The sequence below is a fragment of the Duganella sp. HH101 genome, from assembly GCF_001758795.1.
GTDB classification, from domain to species: domain Bacteria; phylum Pseudomonadota; class Gammaproteobacteria; order Burkholderiales; family Burkholderiaceae_D; genus Rugamonas; species Rugamonas rivuli.
The window spans coordinates 152,269-173,324 of record NZ_LRON01000010.1; the positions used below are offsets into that span (position 1 = coordinate 152,269).

The 21,056-nt window shown below is 64.6% G+C and carries 23 protein-coding genes; 13 read left to right on the plus strand and 10 right to left on the minus strand.

The features are described from left to right. Window positions 1-92: 92 nt before the first annotated feature. From DUGA2_RS17550 to DUGA2_RS17570, 5 genes are all read right to left on the minus strand, one after another. Window positions 93-1,082 (minus strand): LacI family DNA-binding transcriptional regulator, encoded by a 990-nt coding sequence (locus DUGA2_RS17550; protein WP_070270755.1) that lies wholly within the window; start codon window positions 1,080-1,082, stop codon window positions 93-95. A 95-nt stretch (window positions 1,083-1,177) separates the two neighbouring features. Beyond that, the gene (locus DUGA2_RS17555; RefSeq protein ID WP_070270756.1) at window positions 1,178-2,575 is read right to left on the minus strand and encodes an MFS transporter; all 1,398 of its coding nucleotides are present in this window, start codon (window positions 2,573-2,575) and stop codon (window positions 1,178-1,180) included. Window positions 2,576-2,766: 191 nt separating this feature from the next. Continuing rightward, on the minus strand, window positions 2,767-4,062 hold the full coding sequence (locus DUGA2_RS17560) for an MFS transporter (RefSeq protein ID WP_070270757.1): 1,296 nt from the start codon (window positions 4,060-4,062) through the stop codon (window positions 2,767-2,769). 80 nt (window positions 4,063-4,142) lie between these two features. Then, the gene (locus DUGA2_RS17565) at window positions 4,143-4,463 is read right to left on the minus strand and encodes a thioredoxin family protein (RefSeq protein WP_070270759.1); all 321 of its coding nucleotides are present in this window, start codon (window positions 4,461-4,463) and stop codon (window positions 4,143-4,145) included. 1 nt (window position 4,464) lies between these two features. Beyond that, on the minus strand, window positions 4,465-5,325 hold the full coding sequence (locus DUGA2_RS17570; protein ID WP_070270761.1) for a ChaN family lipoprotein: 861 nt from the start codon (window positions 5,323-5,325) through the stop codon (window positions 4,465-4,467). A 256-nt stretch (window positions 5,326-5,581) separates the two neighbouring features. Here DUGA2_RS17570 and DUGA2_RS17575 point away from each other — a divergent pair, with 256 nt between their 5' ends. Continuing rightward, window positions 5,582-5,938: a PEP-CTERM sorting domain-containing protein gene (locus DUGA2_RS17575; protein WP_008451957.1), complete on the plus strand. Its 357-nt coding sequence runs from the start codon at window positions 5,582-5,584 to the stop codon at window positions 5,936-5,938. 96 nt (window positions 5,939-6,034) lie between these two features. Here the strand turns inward: DUGA2_RS17575 and DUGA2_RS34055 are convergent, their stop codons facing one another. From DUGA2_RS34055 to DUGA2_RS17585, 3 genes are read right to left on the minus strand one after another with little or no spacing between them, the layout of a single operon-like run. Further along, window positions 6,035-6,205, minus strand: coding sequence for a hypothetical protein (locus tag DUGA2_RS34055; protein WP_168167799.1), 171 nt, complete (start codon window positions 6,203-6,205; stop codon window positions 6,035-6,037). Between the two features lie 28 nt (window positions 6,206-6,233). After that, entirely contained in the window at window positions 6,234-6,638 is a 405-nt protein-coding gene (locus DUGA2_RS17580; protein ID WP_070270763.1) for a DUF3224 domain-containing protein, read from the minus strand. Between the two features lie 10 nt (window positions 6,639-6,648). Further along, window positions 6,649-8,232 (minus strand): sensor histidine kinase, encoded by a 1,584-nt coding sequence (locus tag DUGA2_RS17585; RefSeq protein ID WP_070270766.1) that lies wholly within the window; start codon window positions 8,230-8,232, stop codon window positions 6,649-6,651. 155 nt (window positions 8,233-8,387) lie between these two features. Here DUGA2_RS17585 and DUGA2_RS17590 point away from each other — a divergent pair, with 155 nt between their 5' ends. Both DUGA2_RS17590 and DUGA2_RS17595 read left to right on the plus strand, forming a co-directional pair. Continuing rightward, window positions 8,388-8,735: a hypothetical protein gene (locus DUGA2_RS17590; protein ID WP_070270769.1), complete on the plus strand. Its 348-nt coding sequence runs from the start codon at window positions 8,388-8,390 to the stop codon at window positions 8,733-8,735. After that, the gene (locus DUGA2_RS17595; protein ID WP_070270771.1) at window positions 8,728-9,573 is read left to right on the plus strand and encodes an HDOD domain-containing protein; all 846 of its coding nucleotides are present in this window, start codon (window positions 8,728-8,730) and stop codon (window positions 9,571-9,573) included. The genes DUGA2_RS17590 and DUGA2_RS17595 overlap by 8 nt, the downstream gene beginning before the upstream one ends. Before the next feature lie 71 nt (window positions 9,574-9,644). Here the strand turns inward: DUGA2_RS17595 and DUGA2_RS17600 are convergent, their stop codons facing one another. Continuing rightward, on the minus strand, window positions 9,645-9,977 hold the full coding sequence (locus tag DUGA2_RS17600; RefSeq protein ID WP_008451968.1) for a hypothetical protein: 333 nt from the start codon (window positions 9,975-9,977) through the stop codon (window positions 9,645-9,647). A gap of 345 nt (window positions 9,978-10,322) precedes the next feature. Beyond that, window positions 10,323-10,661: a hypothetical protein gene (locus DUGA2_RS17605; protein WP_070270774.1), complete on the minus strand. Its 339-nt coding sequence runs from the start codon at window positions 10,659-10,661 to the stop codon at window positions 10,323-10,325. Between the two features lie 150 nt (window positions 10,662-10,811). Here DUGA2_RS17605 and DUGA2_RS17610 point away from each other — a divergent pair, with 150 nt between their 5' ends. The 10 genes from DUGA2_RS17610 to DUGA2_RS17655 all read left to right on the plus strand — a co-directional run bounded on the left by DUGA2_RS17610 (window position 10,812) and on the right by DUGA2_RS17655 (window position 21,038). Further along, on the plus strand, window positions 10,812-11,891 hold the full coding sequence (locus DUGA2_RS17610) for a PhoH family protein (protein WP_070270776.1): 1,080 nt from the start codon (window positions 10,812-10,814) through the stop codon (window positions 11,889-11,891). Further along, entirely contained in the window at window positions 11,875-12,339 is a 465-nt protein-coding gene (gene ybeY / locus DUGA2_RS17615; RefSeq protein WP_070270860.1) for an rRNA maturation RNase YbeY, read from the plus strand. Before DUGA2_RS17610 ends, ybeY begins: the two co-directional genes overlap by 17 nt. Next, window positions 12,329-13,072 carry a hypothetical protein gene (locus tag DUGA2_RS17620; protein WP_070270777.1) on the plus strand — a complete coding sequence of 248 codons (744 nt, stop codon included), beginning with the start codon at window positions 12,329-12,331 and terminating at the stop codon, window positions 13,070-13,072. Before ybeY ends, DUGA2_RS17620 begins: the two co-directional genes overlap by 11 nt. A gap of 76 nt (window positions 13,073-13,148) precedes the next feature. After that, entirely contained in the window at window positions 13,149-14,033 is an 885-nt protein-coding gene (locus DUGA2_RS17625) for an HlyC/CorC family transporter (RefSeq protein ID WP_008451979.1), read from the plus strand. Further along, window positions 14,033-15,604 carry an apolipoprotein N-acyltransferase gene (gene lnt, locus DUGA2_RS17630; RefSeq protein WP_070270779.1) on the plus strand — a complete coding sequence of 524 codons (1,572 nt, stop codon included), beginning with the start codon at window positions 14,033-14,035 and terminating at the stop codon, window positions 15,602-15,604. Before DUGA2_RS17625 ends, lnt begins: the two co-directional genes overlap by 1 nt. A 91-nt stretch (window positions 15,605-15,695) precedes the next feature. Further along, window positions 15,696-16,607, plus strand: a complete 912-nt coding sequence (gene glyQ, locus DUGA2_RS17635; protein ID WP_070270780.1) for a glycine--tRNA ligase subunit alpha — start codon at window positions 15,696-15,698, stop codon at window positions 16,605-16,607. 15 nt (window positions 16,608-16,622) lie between these two features. Next, on the plus strand, window positions 16,623-18,731 hold the full coding sequence (gene glyS / locus DUGA2_RS17640; RefSeq protein WP_070270782.1) for a glycine--tRNA ligase subunit beta: 2,109 nt from the start codon (window positions 16,623-16,625) through the stop codon (window positions 18,729-18,731). A 15-nt stretch (window positions 18,732-18,746) separates the two neighbouring features. Beyond that, complete coding sequence (gene gmhB / locus DUGA2_RS17645; RefSeq protein WP_008451987.1) at window positions 18,747-19,313, plus strand: D-glycero-beta-D-manno-heptose 1,7-bisphosphate 7-phosphatase; 567 nt, start codon at window positions 18,747-18,749, stop codon at window positions 19,311-19,313. A gap of 67 nt (window positions 19,314-19,380) precedes the next feature. Further along, entirely contained in the window at window positions 19,381-20,073 is a 693-nt protein-coding gene (locus DUGA2_RS17650) for a lysophospholipid acyltransferase family protein (protein WP_373994840.1), read from the plus strand. Between the two features lie 14 nt (window positions 20,074-20,087). Then, window positions 20,088-21,038, plus strand: coding sequence for a M48 family metallopeptidase (locus DUGA2_RS17655; RefSeq protein WP_070270861.1), 951 nt, complete (start codon window positions 20,088-20,090; stop codon window positions 21,036-21,038). The last annotated feature ends 18 nt before the right edge of the window (window positions 21,039-21,056 follow it).

Below are 21,056 nucleotides of genomic sequence, written 5' to 3' on the forward strand. Positions count from 1 at the left end.
CCGGGGTCAAGTCTGACATTCGGACACGAGCTGGGCCGTAGCGCATGCTACGGCCCAGCTCGTGTCCGAATGTCAGACTTGACCCCGGAGTTTTAGCGTCTGATGGTCGAGCCGCGCAGGATCAGTTGCGGCTCGATCGTGGTGGCGCTGGTGGCGGGCTTGCCGTCGATGGCGGCGATCAGCTTTTCCATCGCGGCCACGCCCATGCGTTCGCTCTGCAGGTCCACCGTGGTCAGCGCCGGCGACGTGTATTGGCCGTACTCGATGTTGTCGAAGCCGGCCACCGACATCTGCTCCGGCAGCTTGAAGCCCAGCGTCTGCGCCGCTTTCATGAAGCCCAGCGCGATCAGATCGTTGTAGCAGATCAGCGCGTCCGGGTGCTCGGCGCCCAGCATGATGGACGAGCATACGCGCTCGCCTTCGGCCGCCGTCGGCGCTCCCGCTTCATACACCGTCAGTTCCAGGTCGTGCGCGGCCAGGCAGGCGCGGATGCCGGCCAGGCGCTCCTCGTCGCGCCGCGAACGCGGGAAGCGCAAATAGGCGATGCGCTTGTGCCCAAGCGAGACCAGGTGCCGCGCCAGCATGTAGGCGCCGCGATGGTCTTCGCTGATCACCCACGGTATCTCCAGCCGCGACAGGCGGCCGAAATACACCAGCGGCTTGCCCAGCTCCATCACCCAGTCCATCTCCGCTTCCAGCATGCGCGAGAACATGATGATGCCGTCCACCCGGCGGCTCAGCGCTTCGAGCAGCGGACGTTCGCGGTCCGGGTTCTCTTCGGTGTCGACCAGCAGCAGCGTGTAGCCATGCGCCAGCGCCACGCGGTTGGCGCCCTTGACGATGCTGGTGAAGTGCGGATTGCCCACGTCCAGCACCGACAGGCCGATGCTCTTGGTGCGGCCGGTGATCATCGACGCGGCCAGCGGATTGGAACGGTAGCCCAGCTTGGCGATGACTTCCTTGATGGTCGCCTCCACCGCCGGCGAGAAGCGCTGCGCGCCGTTGACGAACTTCGAGACGGTGGCGGTCGAGACGCCGGCGGCGGCGGCCACGTCACGGATGGTTGCTACGTTTTTTTTCATGTTCTGACTGTCGGAGAAGCTAGGCTGCCGGCATGCCGGCAGCGCCAAAGGACAATCTTAGCATGTCGGCATCTATCCGCCGCCGCCGCGTCGCATCACAGGTCGGTAATTTCCTTATGGCGCGGGACCAGCGTCTTCATCACGCACCACGCCACCAGGTAGGCCAGCGCGCAGATGCCGAACATGATCATGTAGCCGGTGCGGATGTCGTTGAGCGCCTTGTAGTGGTCGAACACCCAGCCGCCCAGCTTGGTCAGCAGCACGCCGCCGATGCCGCCGGCCATGCCGCCGATGCCGATCACCGAGGCCACCGACTTCTGCGGGAACATGTCGGACACGGTGGTGAAGATGTTGGCCGACCACGCCTGGTGCGCCGAGGCGCCGACGCCGATCAGCAGCACCGGCACCCAGAAGCTGATCGCGCCCAGCGGCTGCGCCAGCAGCACCACCAGCGGGAAGAAGGCGATCACCAGCATGGCTTTCATGCGGCCGTCGTACGGCGCGTAACCGCGCGCCATGAAGTAGCTGGGGAACCAGCCGCCGCCGATGGAACCGATCATCGTCATGCTGTACAGGACCGCCAGCGGCACGACGATGGCGTCGCCCTTCATGCCGTACTGCGCCGACAGATAGGTCGGCAGCCAGAACAGGAAGAACCACCACACGCCGTCGGTCATGAACTTGCCGAAGGCGAAGGCCCAGGTCTGGCGGTATTTCAGCAGCTGGAACCACGAGACTTTTTTGGCGTCGGCGGCCGGGGCCGCGCCGCCGGCCGGCGCCGGCTGGTCGCTGCGGATGTAGGCCAGCTCCTGCGCGGACAGGCGCGGCTGCTGGTCCGGCTTCTCGTACAGCGTGAGCCACACGCTCATCCAGATGAAGCCCAGCATGCCGATCATGATGAAGGCGGCCTGCCAGCCCCAGATGCCGGCGATCAGCGGCACGCAGATCGGCGCCAGGATGGCGCCGACGTTGGCGCCGGAGTTGAAGATGCCGGTGGCGAAGGAGCGTTCCTTCTTCGGGAAGTATTCGGCGGTGGCCTTGATCGCGGCCGGGAAGTTGCCGGCCTCGCCGACCGCCAGCACCGCGCGCGAGATCATGAAGCCGAGGATGGACGGCGCGGCGACGATGCCGAAGGCACCCAGCAGCACGCCGGCGCCCTCGCCCATGGGCACCGAGAACGCATGCATCAGCGCGCCCAGCGACCAGACCGTGATGGCCAGCACGTAGGCGGCCTTGGTGCCGATCTTGTCGACCACGCGGCCGGCAAACAGCATCGAGATGGCGTAGACGAACTGGAAGGCGGCGGCGATGTTGGCGTAGTCCGTATTGCTCCAGCCGAACTCCTTGGACAAATCCGGCGCCAGCAGGCTCAAGACCTGGCGGTCCAGGTAGTTGACGGTGGTGGCAAAAAACAACAGCGCACAGATGGTCCAGCGGTATTTACCGACGGTTTGTCCCACCGCTTGCGCGTTCACAGGCTCGCTCAGGTTCATGGCATCACTTCTATTTTGGTTTTTGGTGATGATCTCTCGGTCTCCACGAGATCACTCTAGTCGTATGTCATCGTACAACTATCAAACACCTTAAGCAAGCGGAAAGATGCGGCTGTCCAAGGACTGGCGGCGCGGGGATGGGCCGGCAGGCAGTCCATCACCGCAATGTCGTATGATGACATTAAATGCAACTAAGCGGTTTTGCCGCCGCTGGCCTTGGTCAGCAGCAGCGCCACCAGGCTGATCACCGCCGCGCCGGACAGATAGTAGCCGACATATTGCAGCCCGTAGTTGGTCGCCAGCCAGGTGGCGGCGTACGGCGCCAGCGAGGCGCCCAGGATGCCTGCCAGGTTGAACGTCAGCGAGGCGCCGGTGTAGCGCACCTCGGCCGGGAACAGCTCGGACAGCATGGTGCCCAGCGGGCCGTAGGTCATGCCCATCAGGCCCAGGCCCAGCGACAGGAACACCGTCACCTGCAGGCTGCTGCCGGAACCGAACATCGGCGCCATCGTCAGGCCGAACACGGCGATCGCGGCCGACACCCAGATCAGCGTGGTGCGGCGGCCGTAGCGGTCGGCCCACAGCGCGGCGACCGGGATGGTCAGGCCGAAGAAGATCACGGCGAACAGCTGCTGGATCAGGAAGTCCTTGCGGGTGAACTTGAGCGCGCTGGTGCCCCAGCTCAGCGCGAACACCGTCATCAGGTAGAACAGCACGAAGGTGGCCAGCGCGATCAGCGTGCCCAGCACCAGCACGCGGCGGTGGTCGCGCCACACCGTCACCACCGGCACCTTGACGCGCTCGTTCTTGTCCAGCACCTTCTGGAAGTCCGGCGTTTCATGGATCTTCAGGCGGATGTACAGGCCGACGATCACCAGCAGCGAGCTGGCCAGGAAGGGGATGCGCCAGCCGTAGCTGAAGAATTCGGCGTCGCTCAGCGTTTGGCTCAGCAGCAGGAAGATGCCGCCCGACAGGAAGAAGCCGATCGGCGCGCCCAGCTGCGGGAACATGCCGTACCAGGCGCGCTTGCCCGGCGGCGCGTTCTCGGTGGCCAGCAGCACGGCGCCGCCCCACTCGCCGCCCAGCCCCAGGCCCTGGCCGAAGCGGCACAGCGCCAGCAGCGCCGGCGCCAGCGTGCCGATCGAAGCGTAGGTCGGCAGCGCGCCGATCACCACGGTCGAGATACCCATGGTCAGCAGCGCCGCCACCAGCGTGGCCTTGCGGCCGATGCGGTCGCCGAAGTGGCCGAACACGGCCGAGCCCACCGGGCGCGCGAAGAAGGCGATGGCGAACGTGGCCAGCGATTGCAGCGTGGCGGCGGCGGGGTCGCTGGCGGGGAAGAACAGTTTGGGGAACACCAGCACGGCGGCGGTGGCGTAGATGTAGAAGTCGAAGAATTCGATCGTGGTGCCGATCAGGCTGGCAAACAGCACGGTGGCCGGGGAGTTGGCCTTGGGCGATCCGGGGTGAGGCTGAGACTGACTCATACTTGACGCTCCTGCAAGTGGGTGGTGCGGTCCATCATACACACCACCCTCGCCTGCTGCCAAGCGGATAAGTTTGCTCCCTAGCTATCGATTTGCGCGAAGGCGGCGGCGATCTCATCGGCCTTCAGCGGCCGCACCAGGCGGGCCACTTCCTGGCCGTCGCGCAGGAAGATCAGCGTCGGCCACAGCTTGACGCGGTAGGAGCGGCCCAAGGCGCGGCCGGGGCCGTCCTCGACCTTGTAGTGGCGCACGCCTTCGTGGCCGGCATAGGCTTGCGCCAGCGGCGCCTGCGCCGCCATGCAGTGGCCGCACCAGTTGGCGCCGAACTCCAGCAGCGTGGCGCCGGCCAGGGCGTCGACGGTGGCGCGGTCGGGCGCGGTGGGGAGGTAGACTTTTTCCATGTCAGGACTTGGCTTTGGGTTGGACCGCGGCGCACGGGTCGGGGCGCGGCTGCGGCGCAACGGTGTAGCTGGCGTCGTAGCGGCCGCTGTCGGCCTTGCCTTCGACATAGCCTTCGCTGCGCACCGTCAGCGCCGGCGCCACCGCGTTGATCCAGCGCGCCACGCCGATGTCCTTGCGCACGTGGCCGTTACCGGCGATCAGCACCACGTCGCGCGGCTGCTGGTCGCGCACGATCTTGGCCATCCAGATATCGCGCGAGATCTGGGCGTTGACCATGCCCTCGATCATCATCTCCGGCAGCATATTGCAGTGGCCGGCGACGATTTCCGTCTGCTGGCCGCCGCGCACGTCGGCCGGCAGCGGCTGGTCGAGGCGGTAGTCGCGGATGCTCTTCGGGTCGAAGGTGGCGGTGACGCCGTCGCGCACCACGCGCGAAGCGTCGGCGCGCGACAGGTTGCCGGCGATCAGCGGCAACTGGTAGGTCAGCGCCAGCTGGATCACCGGATAGTAGAGCTGCCAGTCCCAGCGCGGGCCGCCGACCACGCGGATCACGCATTGCGCGTCCAGGCAGCCTTTCTGGGCTTTGCTCAGCAAGTCCTGGTTTTCCCGGTCGAACTGTTCCATGACGATGGCCGGGCGCCAGCCCGCCTCCACCCGCTGGCGCAGCAGCTCGTAGCGCAGCTTGTGGCCGGCCGCGTTGTCGTGCACTTCGCCCAGCAGCAGCACCTGCGGATTGGCGCCCGCCGGCGCCGGTACGGCGCTGCCGACTGCGCTCTTGCCGCCGCTGGCGCAGCCGGCCAGCAAGGCCAGCGCGGCGGCGGCGAACATCCATCCCGGGCTGCGGCTATATGTGGAAATCATCTGGATCCGAGTCCTATGCTATCGAATTATTAGTTGTAAAGTTGAAATCGTCTGCGCCACTGGCTGGCAAGTAACAAGCGTTGTTGCGTTGCACGATTTGATTGCTTAAAGAAAAATAGAGATGGCAATATGTTATTAATTGTGGTTTAATGCTAGACAGTTGAGCACGGTTGGCAATTCGTCCGATCTTAGCTTAATGTTTATGTTTTAATGTAGCCTTAACGTCCTGCTTATGCAGCATAGTCAGGAGAGTATTGTGAAGAAGTCGACTTTTATAACGACCATATTGCTGGCCCTGGGCCTGGCGGGAGCTGTGCAAGCTCAGACCGTCAGCCCGGAAAATAGCAAAGTTGCACCTGCAGCAATTGTACTCGCACATTGCGATGAACATAACACCGCACCGTGCGCCATCGACAGCTCCGCTCCGGCGGAGAAGACCGCCTCGGATCGCGATCCAGAGGCGCTGCCGACGAACGATCCGAAAAACCCGCAGGCCGTCGAGCCTGTTGCCGAAGTACCGGAACCGCAAACCTTCGTCATGTTGATGCTGGGCCTGGTAGTACTGGGCTTTGCTACGCGCAGCAGCGGCGCGTCGGAGAAGTTTACCGACTGAGGCCAACCGGTCGCCCCATAAAAAATCCCGCAGGGCACTGAGCGCGATCTTGAGCGCGTTCAGGCTTGCGGGATTTTTTCATTAAGGCGTCAATCGCTACAGGCCGCACACCGAATGGATGTTGGTGATGGACACGCCGTGCAGGATGGCCCGGCCCATGCAGTACAGTTTTTGCACGCCGTTCTCGGTGCCCAGCACCGCGAATATCGCCACCGCCAGCGCCACGCCTATCAGTATCGCCAAGCCTTTGAGTGTGTCCTTGTCCATGACGGCATTCTAGCTTGGCGCCGGACGCCTAGGCAACGGCGGCGGCCAGCGTGTAGTCGAAATCGTAGTAGTGCTTGCCGCCCTCGATGCGGATGTGCAAGCTCCCCGCCAGGCCGGACAACTCTTCCTGGCCGGAATCGGCGACCACCGCCACCGTCAGGCCGGCCGCGCCGCGGTCCATGCTGCCGGTGTGGCACAGCAGGAAGCTGCCGCGCCGGCCGTCCAGCGTACCCTGTACTTTTTCCATCGCCACGTAAGCGCCCGAGCCCAGCGCGCGGTCCATAAAGGCCAGCATCTCGCCCTTGCCGACGGCGTCCAGCGCGCCATGGTATTGCTTGTCCAGCGACATGCGGCCGATGCCGCTCTCGGCCGCCACGGCCGACATGCTTTCGGGCGCCATCTTGACGTTGAATTCACCGCTGATCTTCGGCATTGCTCACCTTTCAAGTGTGGAGACGGGCATCGGGCTGCAGTGCGGCGGGATCGTCGACCGGCGTCACGCACGGCATGCGCAGCACGAAACTGGCGCCCTGGCCCAGGATGCTGGAGACGGTAATGGTGCCGCCAAACTGCTTGGCGATCAAGTTGAACACGATATTGAGTCCGAGGCCGGTGCCGCCCTGCCCGCGCCGCGTGGTGACGAAGGGATCGAACACCTTGTCCAGCATGTCCGGCGGGATGCCCTTGCCGTTGTCGACCACCTGCATCTCGATCCAGTCGGCCTGCTGGGCGACGCCGATGGTGATGCGGCCCTCGTCGCCCGCGTCGAAGGCGTGCTCGACGCAGTTGAGCGTCAGATTGGTGATGACCTGGGCCAGCGCGCCGGGATAGCTGTCGAGCATGATGTCCGGCGGGCAGGCGATGCTGACGGTGATGTGGGTCTTCTTCAGCTTGGGCTGCAGGCTGGACACCACCTCGTTGATGTAGTCGCGCAATTCGAAGCGGCGCCGCGCCTCGCTGACCTGGTCGACCGCGATCTGCTTGAAGCTGTGGATCAGGTGGGCCGCGCGGTAGGCGTTGTTCATGATCAGGCGCGTGCTCTCGGCCGCCGTCTCTAGGTAGCGCATGATGTCGGATTTCTTGATGTTGCCGTCCTCGACAGACTGGTGCACCTTCTCGGTGGCCTCCATCAGCACCGAGGCGCTGGTCAGCGCGATGCCGACCGGGGTGTTGATCTCGTGCGCGACGCCGGCCACCAGGCCGCCCAGCGAGGCCAGCCGCTCGGCCTGCAGCAGCGATTCCTGCGTGCGGCGCAGGTCGTCGAGCGCCTTGGCCGTGGTCTGGGCCGATTTGCGGGCCTCGTCCTCGGCCTCGCGGATGCGCTGGATATTCGACTTCACCTTGCGCTGGATGGCGTTGAAGCCGCGGATCACCTCGCCCAGTTCGTCGTGGCGGCTGTCGGGCAGCTCCTCCACCTCGTCGCTGCCGCGCGTGGCCAGGTCGAACAGGCCGTCGCGCAGGCGCTTGAGCGGATCGAACACGATGCGCAGCGACAGCGCCAGCGCCGCCACCAGGATCAGGTCCAGCAGCAGCACCTCGGTGACTTTGCGGCGCACTTCGGCGGCCAGCGTGGCGTCGATCTGGGCTCGGCTGAAGTTGACCACCACGCGGCCGACCACCACCGGCTTGAGCGAAGCGCCGGCGGCGCCGGAATCGCGGTAGGCCAGGTCGGCCACCACCGGCGAACCGCCGACGGCGGCGTCGTTCTCGATCGAGGTGACGGTGCCGTTATCGTTGCGCAGCTTGCCGGAGAACAGGCCGACCGAGGTGTCGTAGACGCGGATGGAAACCAGCTCGGGCGGCAGCATCTCGGCGGCGACGATGTTGTCGACCTTGGCCTTGTCCAGGTCCCACAGCGCCGACGGCAGGCTGGTTTGCAGACGGGTCAGCACGCCCTGGCGCAGGCGCTGGCTGCTCACTTCCAGCTCGTGGCCCAGGCTGTACTGGGCATAGGTGCCGGAAATCCCCAGCACCAGCGTCACGATGACCACGAACAGCAGCGTCAAGCGGCCTTGGATACCGAACATCGACCAACCTCCCTGCGTTTATAGAATTGACGGCAACGTCCCAATGTACGGTATGACATGCGACTTGGCAAGTTATGGCAAGGCACGGCAGACTTTGCTTGCACGCAATGGTAAGATCGTGCAATGTAGACGAGGTAGCAAAATGGGAGGGCATCATGGCGGGTAATTATCATCAACTGACGCTGGCGGAAGTACGGCCGGGCATGGTCCTGTCGGACGTGCTGCTGGACGTGCAGGGCCATGTGCTGCTGCCGCAGGGGACGGTGCTGACCGAGGCCATGCTGGCGCTGATGCCGCGCCACGGCATCGCCGTGCTGCCCATCCTGAAAGACGAAGTGTCGCCGGAAGTGGCGCAGGCCGCGCTGAGCCGCCACGAGGCGCGCATCGCCCGCCTGTTCCGCAAAAACGACGCCGACAGCGACAGCGACTGGGCCACCGCCCTGCTGCGCCGCTTCGTGTCGGATTTCCGCCTGGGCATGGAGGAGGCGCCCGAGCATGAGTAATACGCTGACTTACGACGACGTCGTCCGCACGCTCGACGACCTGCCCTCGCTGCCGGCGGTGGTGATGGAGCTGCTCAACAGCATAGACCAGGACGACGTCGATATCTCGGTGCTGGCCAAGAAGGTGTCCTACGACCAGGCGCTGACCGCCAAGACGCTGCGGCTGGCCAACTCCTCGCTGTACGGACTGCAGGTCAAAGTGACCACCATCCAGCAGGCGATCACCTACCTGGGCTTCCAGACCACGCGCAACCTGATCACGGCGGCCGCCGTCACCGGCTGCTTCGCCGAGGGCCACTGCCCGGGCTTCGACCACAAGGCCTTCTGGCGCCACTCGATCGCCACCGCCGCCTGCGCCAAGGTGCTGGCGCGGCAGATGCGCTTCAACCAGGACTACGCCTTCACGGCCGGGCTGCTGCACGACATTGGCAGGCTGGTGCTGGTCTCGTGCTTCCCGAACCAGTATTCGGAAACCATCGCCTACCGCGAAGAGCACGACTGCTATCTGCTGGAAGCGGAGCGCAGCGTGCTGGGCGTCGACCACGTCGACGCCGGCATGGCGCTGGCGGAGCACTGGAATTTTTCCGATACGATGCGGCTGGCCATCGGCGGCCACCATGACCCGGAAGCGCCGGGCGCAGGGTTCCTGGCGGCCATCATCCATGTGGCCGATGCTATCGTGCATGCGCTCGATCTGGCGCAAATGCCGGACGACCTGGTGCCGCCGGTGTCCACCGTGGCCTGGACTGCGCTGGGCCTCGATGAGGAAATCTATCTGCAATTGTTCCGCGAGACGGAACTGCAATATGAAGAAATTTCGATGGTGCTGCTGAGCTGATCAGTTGCAGCGGGCTCCCTGCCGGCCGGGCTCGACACCACGGCAACGGCAGGGGCAGGCGTGCGGGCGCATTAGTGACGCGCGTAGTTTCCGGCCTCGGCCTTTTCGGTGCGTTCCTCTGGCTTCGGGCGGCCCTGGGCGTCGGACAGGCGGTACTTGGTGCGGCGGTCGCCCATCAGGTCGCGCAGGTCGCGGATGCTCATGCCGGTCACTTCGTGCATGCGGATCAGCAGCGAGGCGCCAACCGGCAGGCGGTGGTGGCGGATCTTGCTGATGACCGGCGGCGCGACTTCCAGCAGACGCGACAATGCGGCGTCGTTTTTCAGTTGCATCTTGCCGAGCAAAATATCCAGCAGATGGTTGGGGTTGTAGCTTTCCTGTGAAGCGAGAGCGTGGTGTGCCATGATTTTCCTCGTTGGTTGGGTGAATGAAGTTTGCGGGCTTGAACTTAAGGGCAACTTAGATTCCTTAGCCTAAGTTCCCGACTCAGTTCCTGATTCAATCAGCCCATGCTGATTGCCTTTCGTGCAATATTATTCTATGCTCAAAAGGGCCTGTTTCTGCCGCTGTACGCCGAGCGAAGATTGTTCGACATCAATCACGAGCTAGAAACCTTAGCAACAATGCTATTTCATCACATGGGGCTGGAGGGTGTCGCACGCAAGAACTTGTAGGAAACTGTTACACAAAGCAAGCGCGTCTTTACACAGGCGGGGGCGGGGACAAAAGCCGCCGTGGCAGCGGGGAAATCAAGCGGTGGTGTCGATATGGCGGCCCAGGGTTTTCTCGCTCTGGCGGCGGTCCTGCTGGGTGTGCTTGTCGGCCGCCTGGGCCTGGCGGCGCTGCTGCGCCGCCGCGTCGTCGTTGGCCTGGGCGCGGGCGCGCTGGGTGTCGGTGTTCTGTTCCACGCGGTTCTGCACCGCGCGTTCGGCGGCGTCGCTGCGCTGCTCACGGTCGGCGCGCTCGGTCGAACTGGCCTGCTGGGCGCGCTGCTGTTCGCGGTTGGCGCGGGTTTCGCGCCGGTTGGCCGCCTGCACGCCATCGAGCGAAGTGCTGATGCGCGACGAGGAAATCGAATTGGCCGCCATGACTCACCTCCATAGAAATTGCCGGCAGGCTACTCTTTCAATGTAGAAGGCCGGGCCGCCGAAATCAAGGCCTATCGTGTCTGCGGCGGGCAAATTACGTTAAACTATCGCCTGTGCCGGCACTGCCGGCCTCTCTCATAAAGCATCCCATTGAAAACCAAAACTCCAGTCCAGCCGCACTACTTCGTCCCGGAGCCGCTCGATAACGCGCGCCTGGCCCACCTGTGCGGCCCCCTCGACGAAAACCTGCGCCAGATTTCCGCGGCGCTGGACGTCACCATCTTCCGCCGCGGCGAAAAATTCATCGTCAGCGGCCACAACGCCGAACGGGCGGTGCAGATCCTCGAACAGTTCTACGCGGTCGCCAACAAGATCGTACCGATCGAGGAAGTGCAACTGGCCCTGGTCGAGCAGCGCGCCGGCCTGGCCGTGGCCAACGCCGCCATCGCCGCCGCCTCGGCGCCGGACCAGCCGCGCGCGGTCGAGGCACCCTTCGTCGAGCCGGACATCAACAGCCCGATCCTGAAGACCCGCCGCGCCGACCTGCGCGGCCGCACGCCGCACCAGATCCGCTACCTGCGCAACATCCTGGAGCACGACATCAGCTTCGGCGTCGGCCCGGCCGGCACCGGCAAGACCTACCTGGCGGTGGCCTGCGCGGTCGACGCGCTGGAGCGCGACGCCGTCAAGCGCATCATCCTGACCCGCCCCGCCGTCGAAGCGGGCGAGCGCCTGGGCTTCCTGCCGGGCGACCTGGCGCAAAAGGTCGACCCGTACCTGCGTCCGCTGTACGACGCGCTGTACGACCTGCTCGGCTTCGACCGCACGCAGAAGATGTTCGAGAAGCAGGTGATCGAGATCGCGCCGCTGGCCTATATGCGCGGCCGCACGCTGAACCACGCCTTCGTCATCCTCGACGAGGCGCAGAACACCACCGTCGAACAGATGAAGATGTTCCTGACCCGCATAGGCTTCGGCAGCAAGGCCGTGGTCACGGGCGACGTCACCCAGGTCGATTTGCACAAGAGCCAGAAGAGCGGCCTGGTGGACGCCATCCAGGTGCTCAAGGACGTGCGCGGCATCGCCTTCAGCCACTTCAACAGCGAAGACGTGGTGCGCCATCCACTGGTGGCGCGCATCGTCGACGCCTACGAAACGGCGCACAACCACGAAGCGGAAATCGCCCCTTTACTCAAAGCCACAGCTCTCAAAAATGTCCGTAAAAAATAAACTGACGCTGTCGGTGCAATATCCCGACGCCCGCCTGCAGGAATCCATCACCCGGCCGAAGATCCGCCGCTGGGTGCAGGCCGCGCTGTTCGCGCCGGCCGAGCTGACGATACGCTTCGTCGACGCCGAGGAAGGCCGCACCCTGAACCGCGAGTACCGCGAAAAGGACTACGCCACCAACGTGCTGACCTTCGCCTACAACGAAGGCGAAGACATCCCGGACGACGCGCCGACCCAGGCCGACATCATCCTCTGCACCGACGTGCTGGAGCAGGAAGCGGCCGAGCAAAAGAAAACCGTGGAAGAACACACCGCCCACCTGATCGTCCACGGCGTGCTGCACGCCCAGGGCTACGACCACATGGACGACGAGGAAGCGGCCGAGATGGAAGGCATCGAAACGGAAATCCTGGGCGGCCTCGGCTACGCCGATCCGTATGCCGAGTAAGCGCTGGCTGCGCGGGCTGGCGGCCGGCCTGCTGCTTGCCCTGTCCCTGCCGCCGGCATTGGCCGACGACGCCAAGACCATCGAGATCAACGGCACCCGCAATCCCGAACTGAAGCGCTACCGCGTGATGCTGGCCGGGCTGGACGCCTTCGACGAATACCACGCGCTGGCGCCGAAAGCGCCCGCGCTGAACTTCCGGCTGCGCGTGCGTTCGGGCGCGCAGGAAGGCGCCACACTGGACAACCTGACGCTGCGCATCGCCGGCGACCAGGCCTCGGTGCCGGTACCGCTGGCGGGCGACGGCCTGTTCTCGCTGCCGCGCATCGCCGCGCTGGCCGACGAGGACGCAGACCTGGTGCTCAACCAGCGCAAGGGCAACTACCGCTGGGACGCCGACGTCCGCAGCGCCGGCGTGCCGCCGAATATGCGGCGCCTGGGCGACCTGCGGCTGGAATGCGAAGTGGTGGTGGCGGTGGCCAAGAAGGAAATCCCGATGTGGATACACGCCACCGTGACCACCCTGTTGCTGACCAACCACTGGTGCGGATCGGACAAGCTCAACTGGACCGGCCGCAGCCCGCGCAAGCTGCGCCAGGCCACGCTGGTGGCCGACGGGCAGCGGGTGGCACTGGAGCTGGGCGACGGCAACAAGACCTTCACCAGCCCGACCGGCAACCCGGCCTACCCCGACGACGCGCTGATCGAACTGGAATATGCCGACGACGCACCGTAGCAATTTTGACAAAAACCGGCCCGTCGCCGCTTTTAGTGTATCCTATACCCCTTCGAAACAACGGCTCACGCCTCCTATGCAAGAGCACTCTAGTGGCGTCAAGACTGACGCCAAACCCCATCGGTCACTGTTTGAACGCCTGACCGCACTGATTTCCCCCGAGCCAGAGAACCGCGCGGAACTGCTCGAAGTTCTGCACGACGCCCACGAACGCAACCTGATCGACGCCGACGCCCTGTCGATGATCGAAGGCGTGTTCCAGGTGTCGGATCTGTCTGCCCGCGACATCATGATCCCGCGCTCGCAGATGGACGTCATCGACATCTCCAAGCCTATCGACGAATGGTTGCCGCTGGTGCTGCAGACCGCCCACTCGCGCTTCCCCGCCATCGAAGGCGAGCGCGACAAGGTGATCGGCATCCTGCTGGCCAAGGACCTGCTGCGCTACTACGCCGAAGAATCGTTCGACGTGCGCGACATGCTGCGCCCCGCCATCTTCATCCCCGAATCGAAACGCCTGAATGTGCTGCTGCGCGACTTCCGCGCCAACCACAATCACATGGCCATCGTGGTGGACGAATACAGCGGCGTGGCCGGCCTGATCACCATCGAGGACGTGCTGGAACAGATCGTCGGCGACATCGAGGACGAATACGATTTCGACGAGGAAGAAGACAACATCCTGTCGATCAAGGAAGGCGTGCACGGCCCGCGCTGGCGCATCAAGGCGCTGACCGAGATCGAGCAATTCAACGAGGAACTCGACACCGCGCTGCCGGACGACGACGTCGACACCATCGGCGGCCTGGTCGCCAAGCACCTGGCGCGCATGCCGCACAAGGGCGACGTGTTCGACATGGAAGGCTTGCGCTTCGAAGTGCTGCGCGCAGACGCCCGCCAGATCCATGTGCTGCTGGTGGAAAAACTCCCGGCCGCCGCCGAAGCCGGCGACGACGCATAATGCGTTTTCGCCGCGCCCATCCGAACGATCCACCCAAGCCGCAACGCTCCACCCGTGGCCGCATGGCCATCACCGCCGTGGCCGGCGCGCTGTGCGTGTTCGCCTTCGCGCCGTTCGGCTGGTGGCCGCTGGAGATCCTCGGCCTGGCGACGCTGTTCTACCAGGTGCTGCGCAGCAGCGACGTCAAGGCGGCCGGCCTGATCGGCTGGGCCTTCGGCTTCGGCTGGACCGCCGCCGGCACCCACTGGCTCTACGTTTCCCTGCATACCTACGGCGCCATGCCGGCGCCGCTGGCGGCCGCCGCCGTGCTGCTGCTGGCCTGGGCCATGGGCTTCTACGTCGCGCTGGCGATGGGCGGCGCAGCCTGGCTGCGCAAGCGCTGGGCGCTGCCGCTGCCGGCCGCCAACCTGCTGGTGCTGCCGGCCATGTGGGCGCTGTTCGAATGGATACGCGGATGGCTGTTCACGGGTTTTCCGTGGCTGTCGGCCGGCTACGCCCACAACCACAGCCCGCTGGCCGGCTACGCGCCGGTGATCGGCATGTACGGCCTGGGCTGGCTGGCGGCGGTGATCGCCGGCGCCCTGCTGTTGCTGCTGCACCGCACGCGCCTGCGCGCGGCCGGGCTGATCGTCGCCGTTTCCGTGGCCGGCGTCGCCCTCGGCTTCCTGCACTGGACCTACCCGGAAGGCAAGCCGATCTCGGTGCGCCTGCTGCAAGGGAATATCCCGCAGGAAGAGAAATTCAACGGCGCCCACGTCATGGCCGCGCTCAAGCTGTACCAGGACGCCATCACGGCCGCCCCGGCCGACCTGATCGCCACGCCGGAGACGGCCATCGTCATGCTGCCGCAGCAGCTGCCGCCGGACTACCTGCCGGGCATAGCCCAGTTCCTCAACAAGACCAACAGCAACCTGATCCTGGGCATCCCGGTGGCCGACAGCCAGACCGCCTATTTCAACAGCGCGATCGGCATCCCCTCCAAGCTCGGCACCAGCTACTACCGCTATGACAAACACCATCTGGTGCCGTATGGCGAGTTCATTCCGTTCGGCTTCCGCTGGTTCGTCAACCTGATGTCGATCCCGCTGGGCGACCAGACCAGCGGCCGCGATATCCAGCCCTCGTTCGCTATCAAGGACCAGCGCGTGCTGCCCAACATCTGCTACGAAGACTTGTTCGGCGAAGAAATCGCCAGCCAGCTGAACAACCCGGCGCAAGGCCAGAAACCGGCCACCATGCTGCTCAACATCTCGAACCTGGCCTGGTTTGGCGACACCATCGCCATCCCCCAGCATTTGCAGATCTCGCAAATGCGCACGCTGGAGACCGGCCGCCCGATGCTGCGGGCGACCAACACCGGCGCCACCGCCATCATCAATGGCGAAGGCAAAGTGGTGCAGCAGCTGCCCGTGAACACCTACGGCGCGCTGGCGGCCTCGGTGCAGGGCATGGGCGGCAGCACCCCGTATATCCTGTGGGGAAACAAGCTGTTCCTGGCGCTGGCCGCGCTGTCGCTGGCGGGCGCCTGGTTTGGGGCCAAGCGCGCAAAAAACCAGCCTAAAGCCGCTTAATCTCTACAGGCTCCCAGTAAAACCCGCTAAAATTGCCCCTTTAGCGAAACTGCAACCGCGCGCCTTTGGGCTGCGCCACCGACCAAACAAGATGCTGACATTTCAACAAATTATCCTGACCTTGCAAACCTACTGGGACAAGCAAGGCTGCGCCCTGCTCCAGCCCTACGACATGGAAGTCGGCGCCGGCACCTTCCACACCGGCACCTTCCTGCGCGCGATCGGCCCGGAGCCTTGGCGCGCGGCCTACGTGCAGCCATCGCGCCGCCCGAAGGACGGCCGCTACGGCGAGAACCCCAACCGCGGCCAGCACTACTACCAGTACCAGGTGGTGATGAAGCCGGCCCCGGAAAACATCCTGGACCTGTACCTGGGTTCGCTGGAAGCGCTGGGCCTGGACCTGAAGCAGAACGATGTCCGCTTCGTCGAGGACGACTGGGAATCGCCAACGCTGGGCGCCTGGGGCCTGGGTTGGGAAGTCTGGCTGAACGGCATGGAAGTGACGCAGTTCACCTACTTCCAGCAAGTCGGCGGCCTCGATTGCAAACCGGTGCTGGGCGAGATCACCTATGGCATCGAACGCCTGGCCATGTATCTGCAAGGCGTCGAGAATATGTACGACCTGGTGTGGACCACCTGGGAAGAGAACGGCGTCACCAAGACGCTGAAGTACGGCGACGTGTTCCACCAGAACGAAGTGGAGCAGTCGGCCTACAACTTCGAGCACTCGAACACCGAGCTGCTGTTCGCCCAGTTCAACAACCACGAATCGGAAGCCAAGCGCCTGATCGAGCTGCAACTGACCCTGCCTGCGTATGAGCAGATCATGAAGGCTTCGCACAGCTTCAACCTGCTGGATGCGCGTGGCGCCATCTCCGTGACCGAGCGCGCCGCCTACATCGGCCGCGTGCGCGCCCTGTCGCGCCTGGTCGCCCAAGCCTACTACGATTCGCGCGAACGCCTGGGCTTCCCTATGGCTCCCGCCGCCGTCGCCGCCGAATAAAACGATATAAATAATATGACTCAAACTCTGCTCATCGAACTGCTGACCGAAGAACTGCCGCCGAAGGCGCTCGCCAAACTGGGCAAGGCTTTCGCGGACGGTATCGTCAACGGCCTGAAATCGCGCGACTTCCTGGAAGCCGACAGCGTCGCCACCTCGTTCGCCTCGCCACGCCGCCTGGCCGTCTCCATCACCAAGGTGCGCGCCACCTCGCCGGACAAGGCGATCCGCGAAAAAGTGCTGCCGGTGTCGGTGGCGCTGGACGCCGCCGGCAACGGCACGCCGCCGCTGGCCAAGAAACTGGCCGCGCTGGGCTTCCCGAACCTGACCGTGGCCGATCTGGAACGCACGCAGGACGGCAAGGCCGAAAGCTTCTTCTACACCTACACCGCCACCGGCAGCGCGCTGCAAGCTGGCCTGCAAGCGGCGCTGGAAGACTCGGTCTCCAAGCTGCCGATTCCTAAAGTGATGAGCTACCAGCGTCCCGACGGCGCCACCGTGCAGTTCGTGCGTCCGGCGCACAGCCTGATCGCGCTGCACGGCGCCACCGTGCTGCCACTGACCCTGCTGGGCCTGACCGCATCGAACGTCAGCGAAGGCCACCGCTTCCTGACCGCGCCGGGCCAGCGCATGATCACCATCGCCAACGCCGACAGCTACGCCGCCACCCTGGCGAGCGAAGGCAAGGTGCTGGCCAGCGTCGAAGACCGCAAAGAGAAAATCCGCGCCGAGCTGCTGGCCAAGGCCGGCGCCGACCAGGTGCTGATGCCTGAAGCGCTGCTGGACGAAGTGGCCGCGCTGGTCGAATGGCCGGTCGTCTACGAATGCAAGTTCGAGGAAGAGTTCCTGGCCGTGCCGCAGGAATGCCTGATCCTGACCATGCAGACCAACCAGAAATACTTCGCGCTGACCGACACCAACGGCAAGCTGCGTTCGCGCTTCCTGATCGTCTCCAACATCGCCACCGACACGCCAACCGCCATCATCGACGGCAACGAGCGCGTGGTGCGTCCGCGCCTGTCCGACGCCAAGTTCTTCTTCGAGCAGGACAAGAAGAAGACACTGGAATCGCGCCTGCCGCTGCTGGAAAAAATCGTCTACCACAACAAGCTGGGCACGCAGGCCGCACGCGGCGAACGCGTGGCCGCGCTGGCCAGCTACATCGCCACCCAGATCGGCGGCGACGCCGCGCTGGCCTCGCGCGCAGCCAAACTGTCGAAGGCCGACCTGGTCACGGAGATGGTCGGCGAATTCCCTGAGCTGCAAGGCATCATGGGCACCTACTACGCCCGCAACGACGGCGAGCCGGAAGACGTAGCGCTGGCCGCGTCCGAGCACTACCAGCCGCGCTTCGCCGGCGACGCATTGCCGTCGACCGTGACCGGCACCGCCGTCGCGCTGGCCGACAAGCTGGAAACCCTGGTCGGCATCTGGGCCATCGGCCTGGCGCCGACCGGCGACAAGGATCCGTTCGCGCTGCGCCGCCACGCGCTGGGCGTGCTGCGCATGCTGATCGAGAAGCGCCTGCCGCTGTCGATCTCCGGCCTGCTGTCGCACGCCGCAGGGCTGTTCGCATCCGTGGCCGGCTTCAAGGACCCGAGCGCCGACGTCTACACCTTCATGATCGACCGCCTGCGCGGCATCCTGCGCGAGCGCGGCTTCTCGCCGAACGAGATCGAAGCGGTGGTCGCCCAGAATCCCGACCGCCTGGACGACATCGTGCAGCGCCTGGAAGCCGTGCAAGCCTTCGCCGCGCTGCCGGAATCGGCCTCGCTGGCCGCCGCCAACAAGCGCATCACCAACATCCTGAAGAAGAACGAGGAAGCGCTGGCCGCCGCCGGCAACAGCGGCGTCAACACCGCGCTGCTGCAGGACGCCGCCGAGAAGAACCTGCATGCCGCCGTGGTGCGCGTGCTGCCGGAAATCGACGCCGCCTTCAACCAGGGCGACTTCGCCGGCACGCTGAAAACCCTGGCGCAGCTGCGCGAGGAAGTCGACGCCTTCTTCAACGACGTGATGGTGATGGCAGAGGATGTCGCGCTGCGCAACAACCGCCTGGCGCTGTTGTCGACACTGCACGGCATGATGAACCGCGTGGCCGACATTTCGAAACTGGCGGCCTAAATGGGTGCGCCGTCCATGAAACTGATCATTCTCGATCGCGACGGCGTCATCAACCACGATTCGCCGGACTTCATCAAGTCGCCGGCCGAGTGGATACCGGTCCCCGGCTCGCTCGAAGCGATCGCCCGCCTGAACCAGGCGGGTTATCGCGTGGTGGTGGCGTCGAACCAGTCGGGCATCGCCCGCGAGTTCTTCGACATGACGATCCTGAACGCGATCCACCAGAAGATGCACAACCTGGCGCAGCAGGTCGGCGCCAGTATCGACGCCATCTTCTTCTGCCCGCACGCGGCGGCCGACAGCTGCGATTGCCGCAAGCCGAAGCCGGGCATGTTCACGGAAATCTCGCAACGCTATAAAATCAGCCTGAAAGGCGTGCCGACCGTCGGCGATTCGCTGCGCGACCTGCAGGCCGGCTACGTCAGCGGCTGCGTGCCCTACCTGGTCCTGACCGGCAAGGGCGAGAAAACCCAGGCCACAGGCGGCCTGCCACCCGGTACAATGGTTTTCGCCGACCTGGCCGCGATGGTCAACCACCTGCTGAAAACCAGCGCGCCGCCGGCGCTGCACATCGTTAGCTAAACAGTTTTTGGAGTCTGCATTGGGTCATCCCGTCTTGTTTTTGCGTTCCCTGATTTTCACCATCGTCATGGTGGTATCGACCATCGTCTGGGCCTGCGTGTGCTTCCTGGCCGCGCCGCTGCCGTACAACAAACGCTTCTTCGTCACCGCGCGCTGGAACGTGTTCATGATCTGGTGCCTCAAGGTCATCTGCGGCATCCGCTACGAAATCAAGGGCGCCGAAAACTTCCCGGACGCGCCGGCCATCGTGCTGTCGAAGCACCAGTCGGCATGGGAAACCATCTTCCTGCTGCCTAACATGCCGCGCCCACTGGTGTTCGTGTTCAAGAAGGAGATCCTGTACATTCCCTTCTTCGGCTGGGCGATGGCGCTGCTGCGCATGATCCCGATCGACCGCAAGCAGGGCAAGAACGCCTTCATGGACGTGGTCCGCCACGGCAAGCGCCGCCTGGCCGACGGCCAGTGGATCATCATGTTCCCGGAAGGGACGCGCATCCCGGTCGGCAAAGCGGGCAAGTATAAAAGCGGCGGCACCCGCCTGGCCATCGAGACCGGCGCGGTGGTGGTGCCGATTGCCCACAACTCCGGCGAGTGCTGGCCAAAAAATTCTTTCATCAAGCGCCCAGGGCTTGTTACAGTATCGATAGGCAAACCGATTTCTCCGGAAGGACTCACCCCGGACGGCATGATGCAACAGGTGGAAAATTGGATAGAATCAGAAATGCGCGTCATTTCGCCCCACGCCTACAACGCTGGCTAGATGATCTAGCCACGCTGGTCAAGCCGGCGTCGCCGAAAGACGACGCCAGCCAACTGGACCTGTTTGGACGGGAGGCGCAGTCGTCTCTCAAGCCGGTGTACACCGCACCGGTATGGTCTATTCCGACCTCGCCCGCCTCGAATACGCCTCCCCCTGTTTCGCCCTACGTCGCGCCGCCGCAGACCGCCGTGCCGGTCAAGCCGCGCGCGCAGACTCCCCCGCCTTCCGACCAGCCGCCCAAGCGCCAGCTGATGGTGGGCGACTTCGTGCTTGAATATTCGCTGCGCCGTTCGACCCGCCGTTCGATCGGCTTCATGATCGACGACGAGGGCCTGCGCGTGACCGCGCCCAAGCGCATCAGCATCGCCGAAATCGACAACGCCATCCGCACCAAGCAGCACTGGATACTGAGCAAATTGAAGGAACGCCGCGAGCGCCGCGCCGCGCGGCTGGAGAAGCCGCCAGTGGAGTGGATCGACGGCGCGCAGCTGCCCTATCTCGGCGCCGACATCACGCTGCGGCTGCTGGTGGGCGGCCGCAATCGCAGCAGCTACAACCCGGCCACGCGCGAGCTGTCGATGGTGCTGGTGCCCGGCGCCACCGAGACGCTGCTCAAGGAACGCGTGAAGGCCTGGTATCAGCAAGAGGCCAAGGTGCTGTTCGAGCAGCGGCTGGACGTGTTTGCGGAGCGGCTGGGGGTGCGCTACCACTCGTTCGGCCTGTCGTCGGCCGGCACGCGCTGGGGCTCGTGCACGGTGGACCGCAAGATCCGCCTGAACTGGAAGCTGATCCACTTCTCGCAGCCGCTGATCGACTACGTGATCGCGCACGAACTGGCCCACATCCTGGAGATGAACCACAGCGCGCAGTTCTGGAACACGGTAGGCCTAATCTATCCCGAATACGAGGAAGCCAAGAACCTGCTGCGCAAGCGCGCGCAGGAGCTGCCGGTGCTGTTTGCATAATGTCGTAAAAGTTTACAG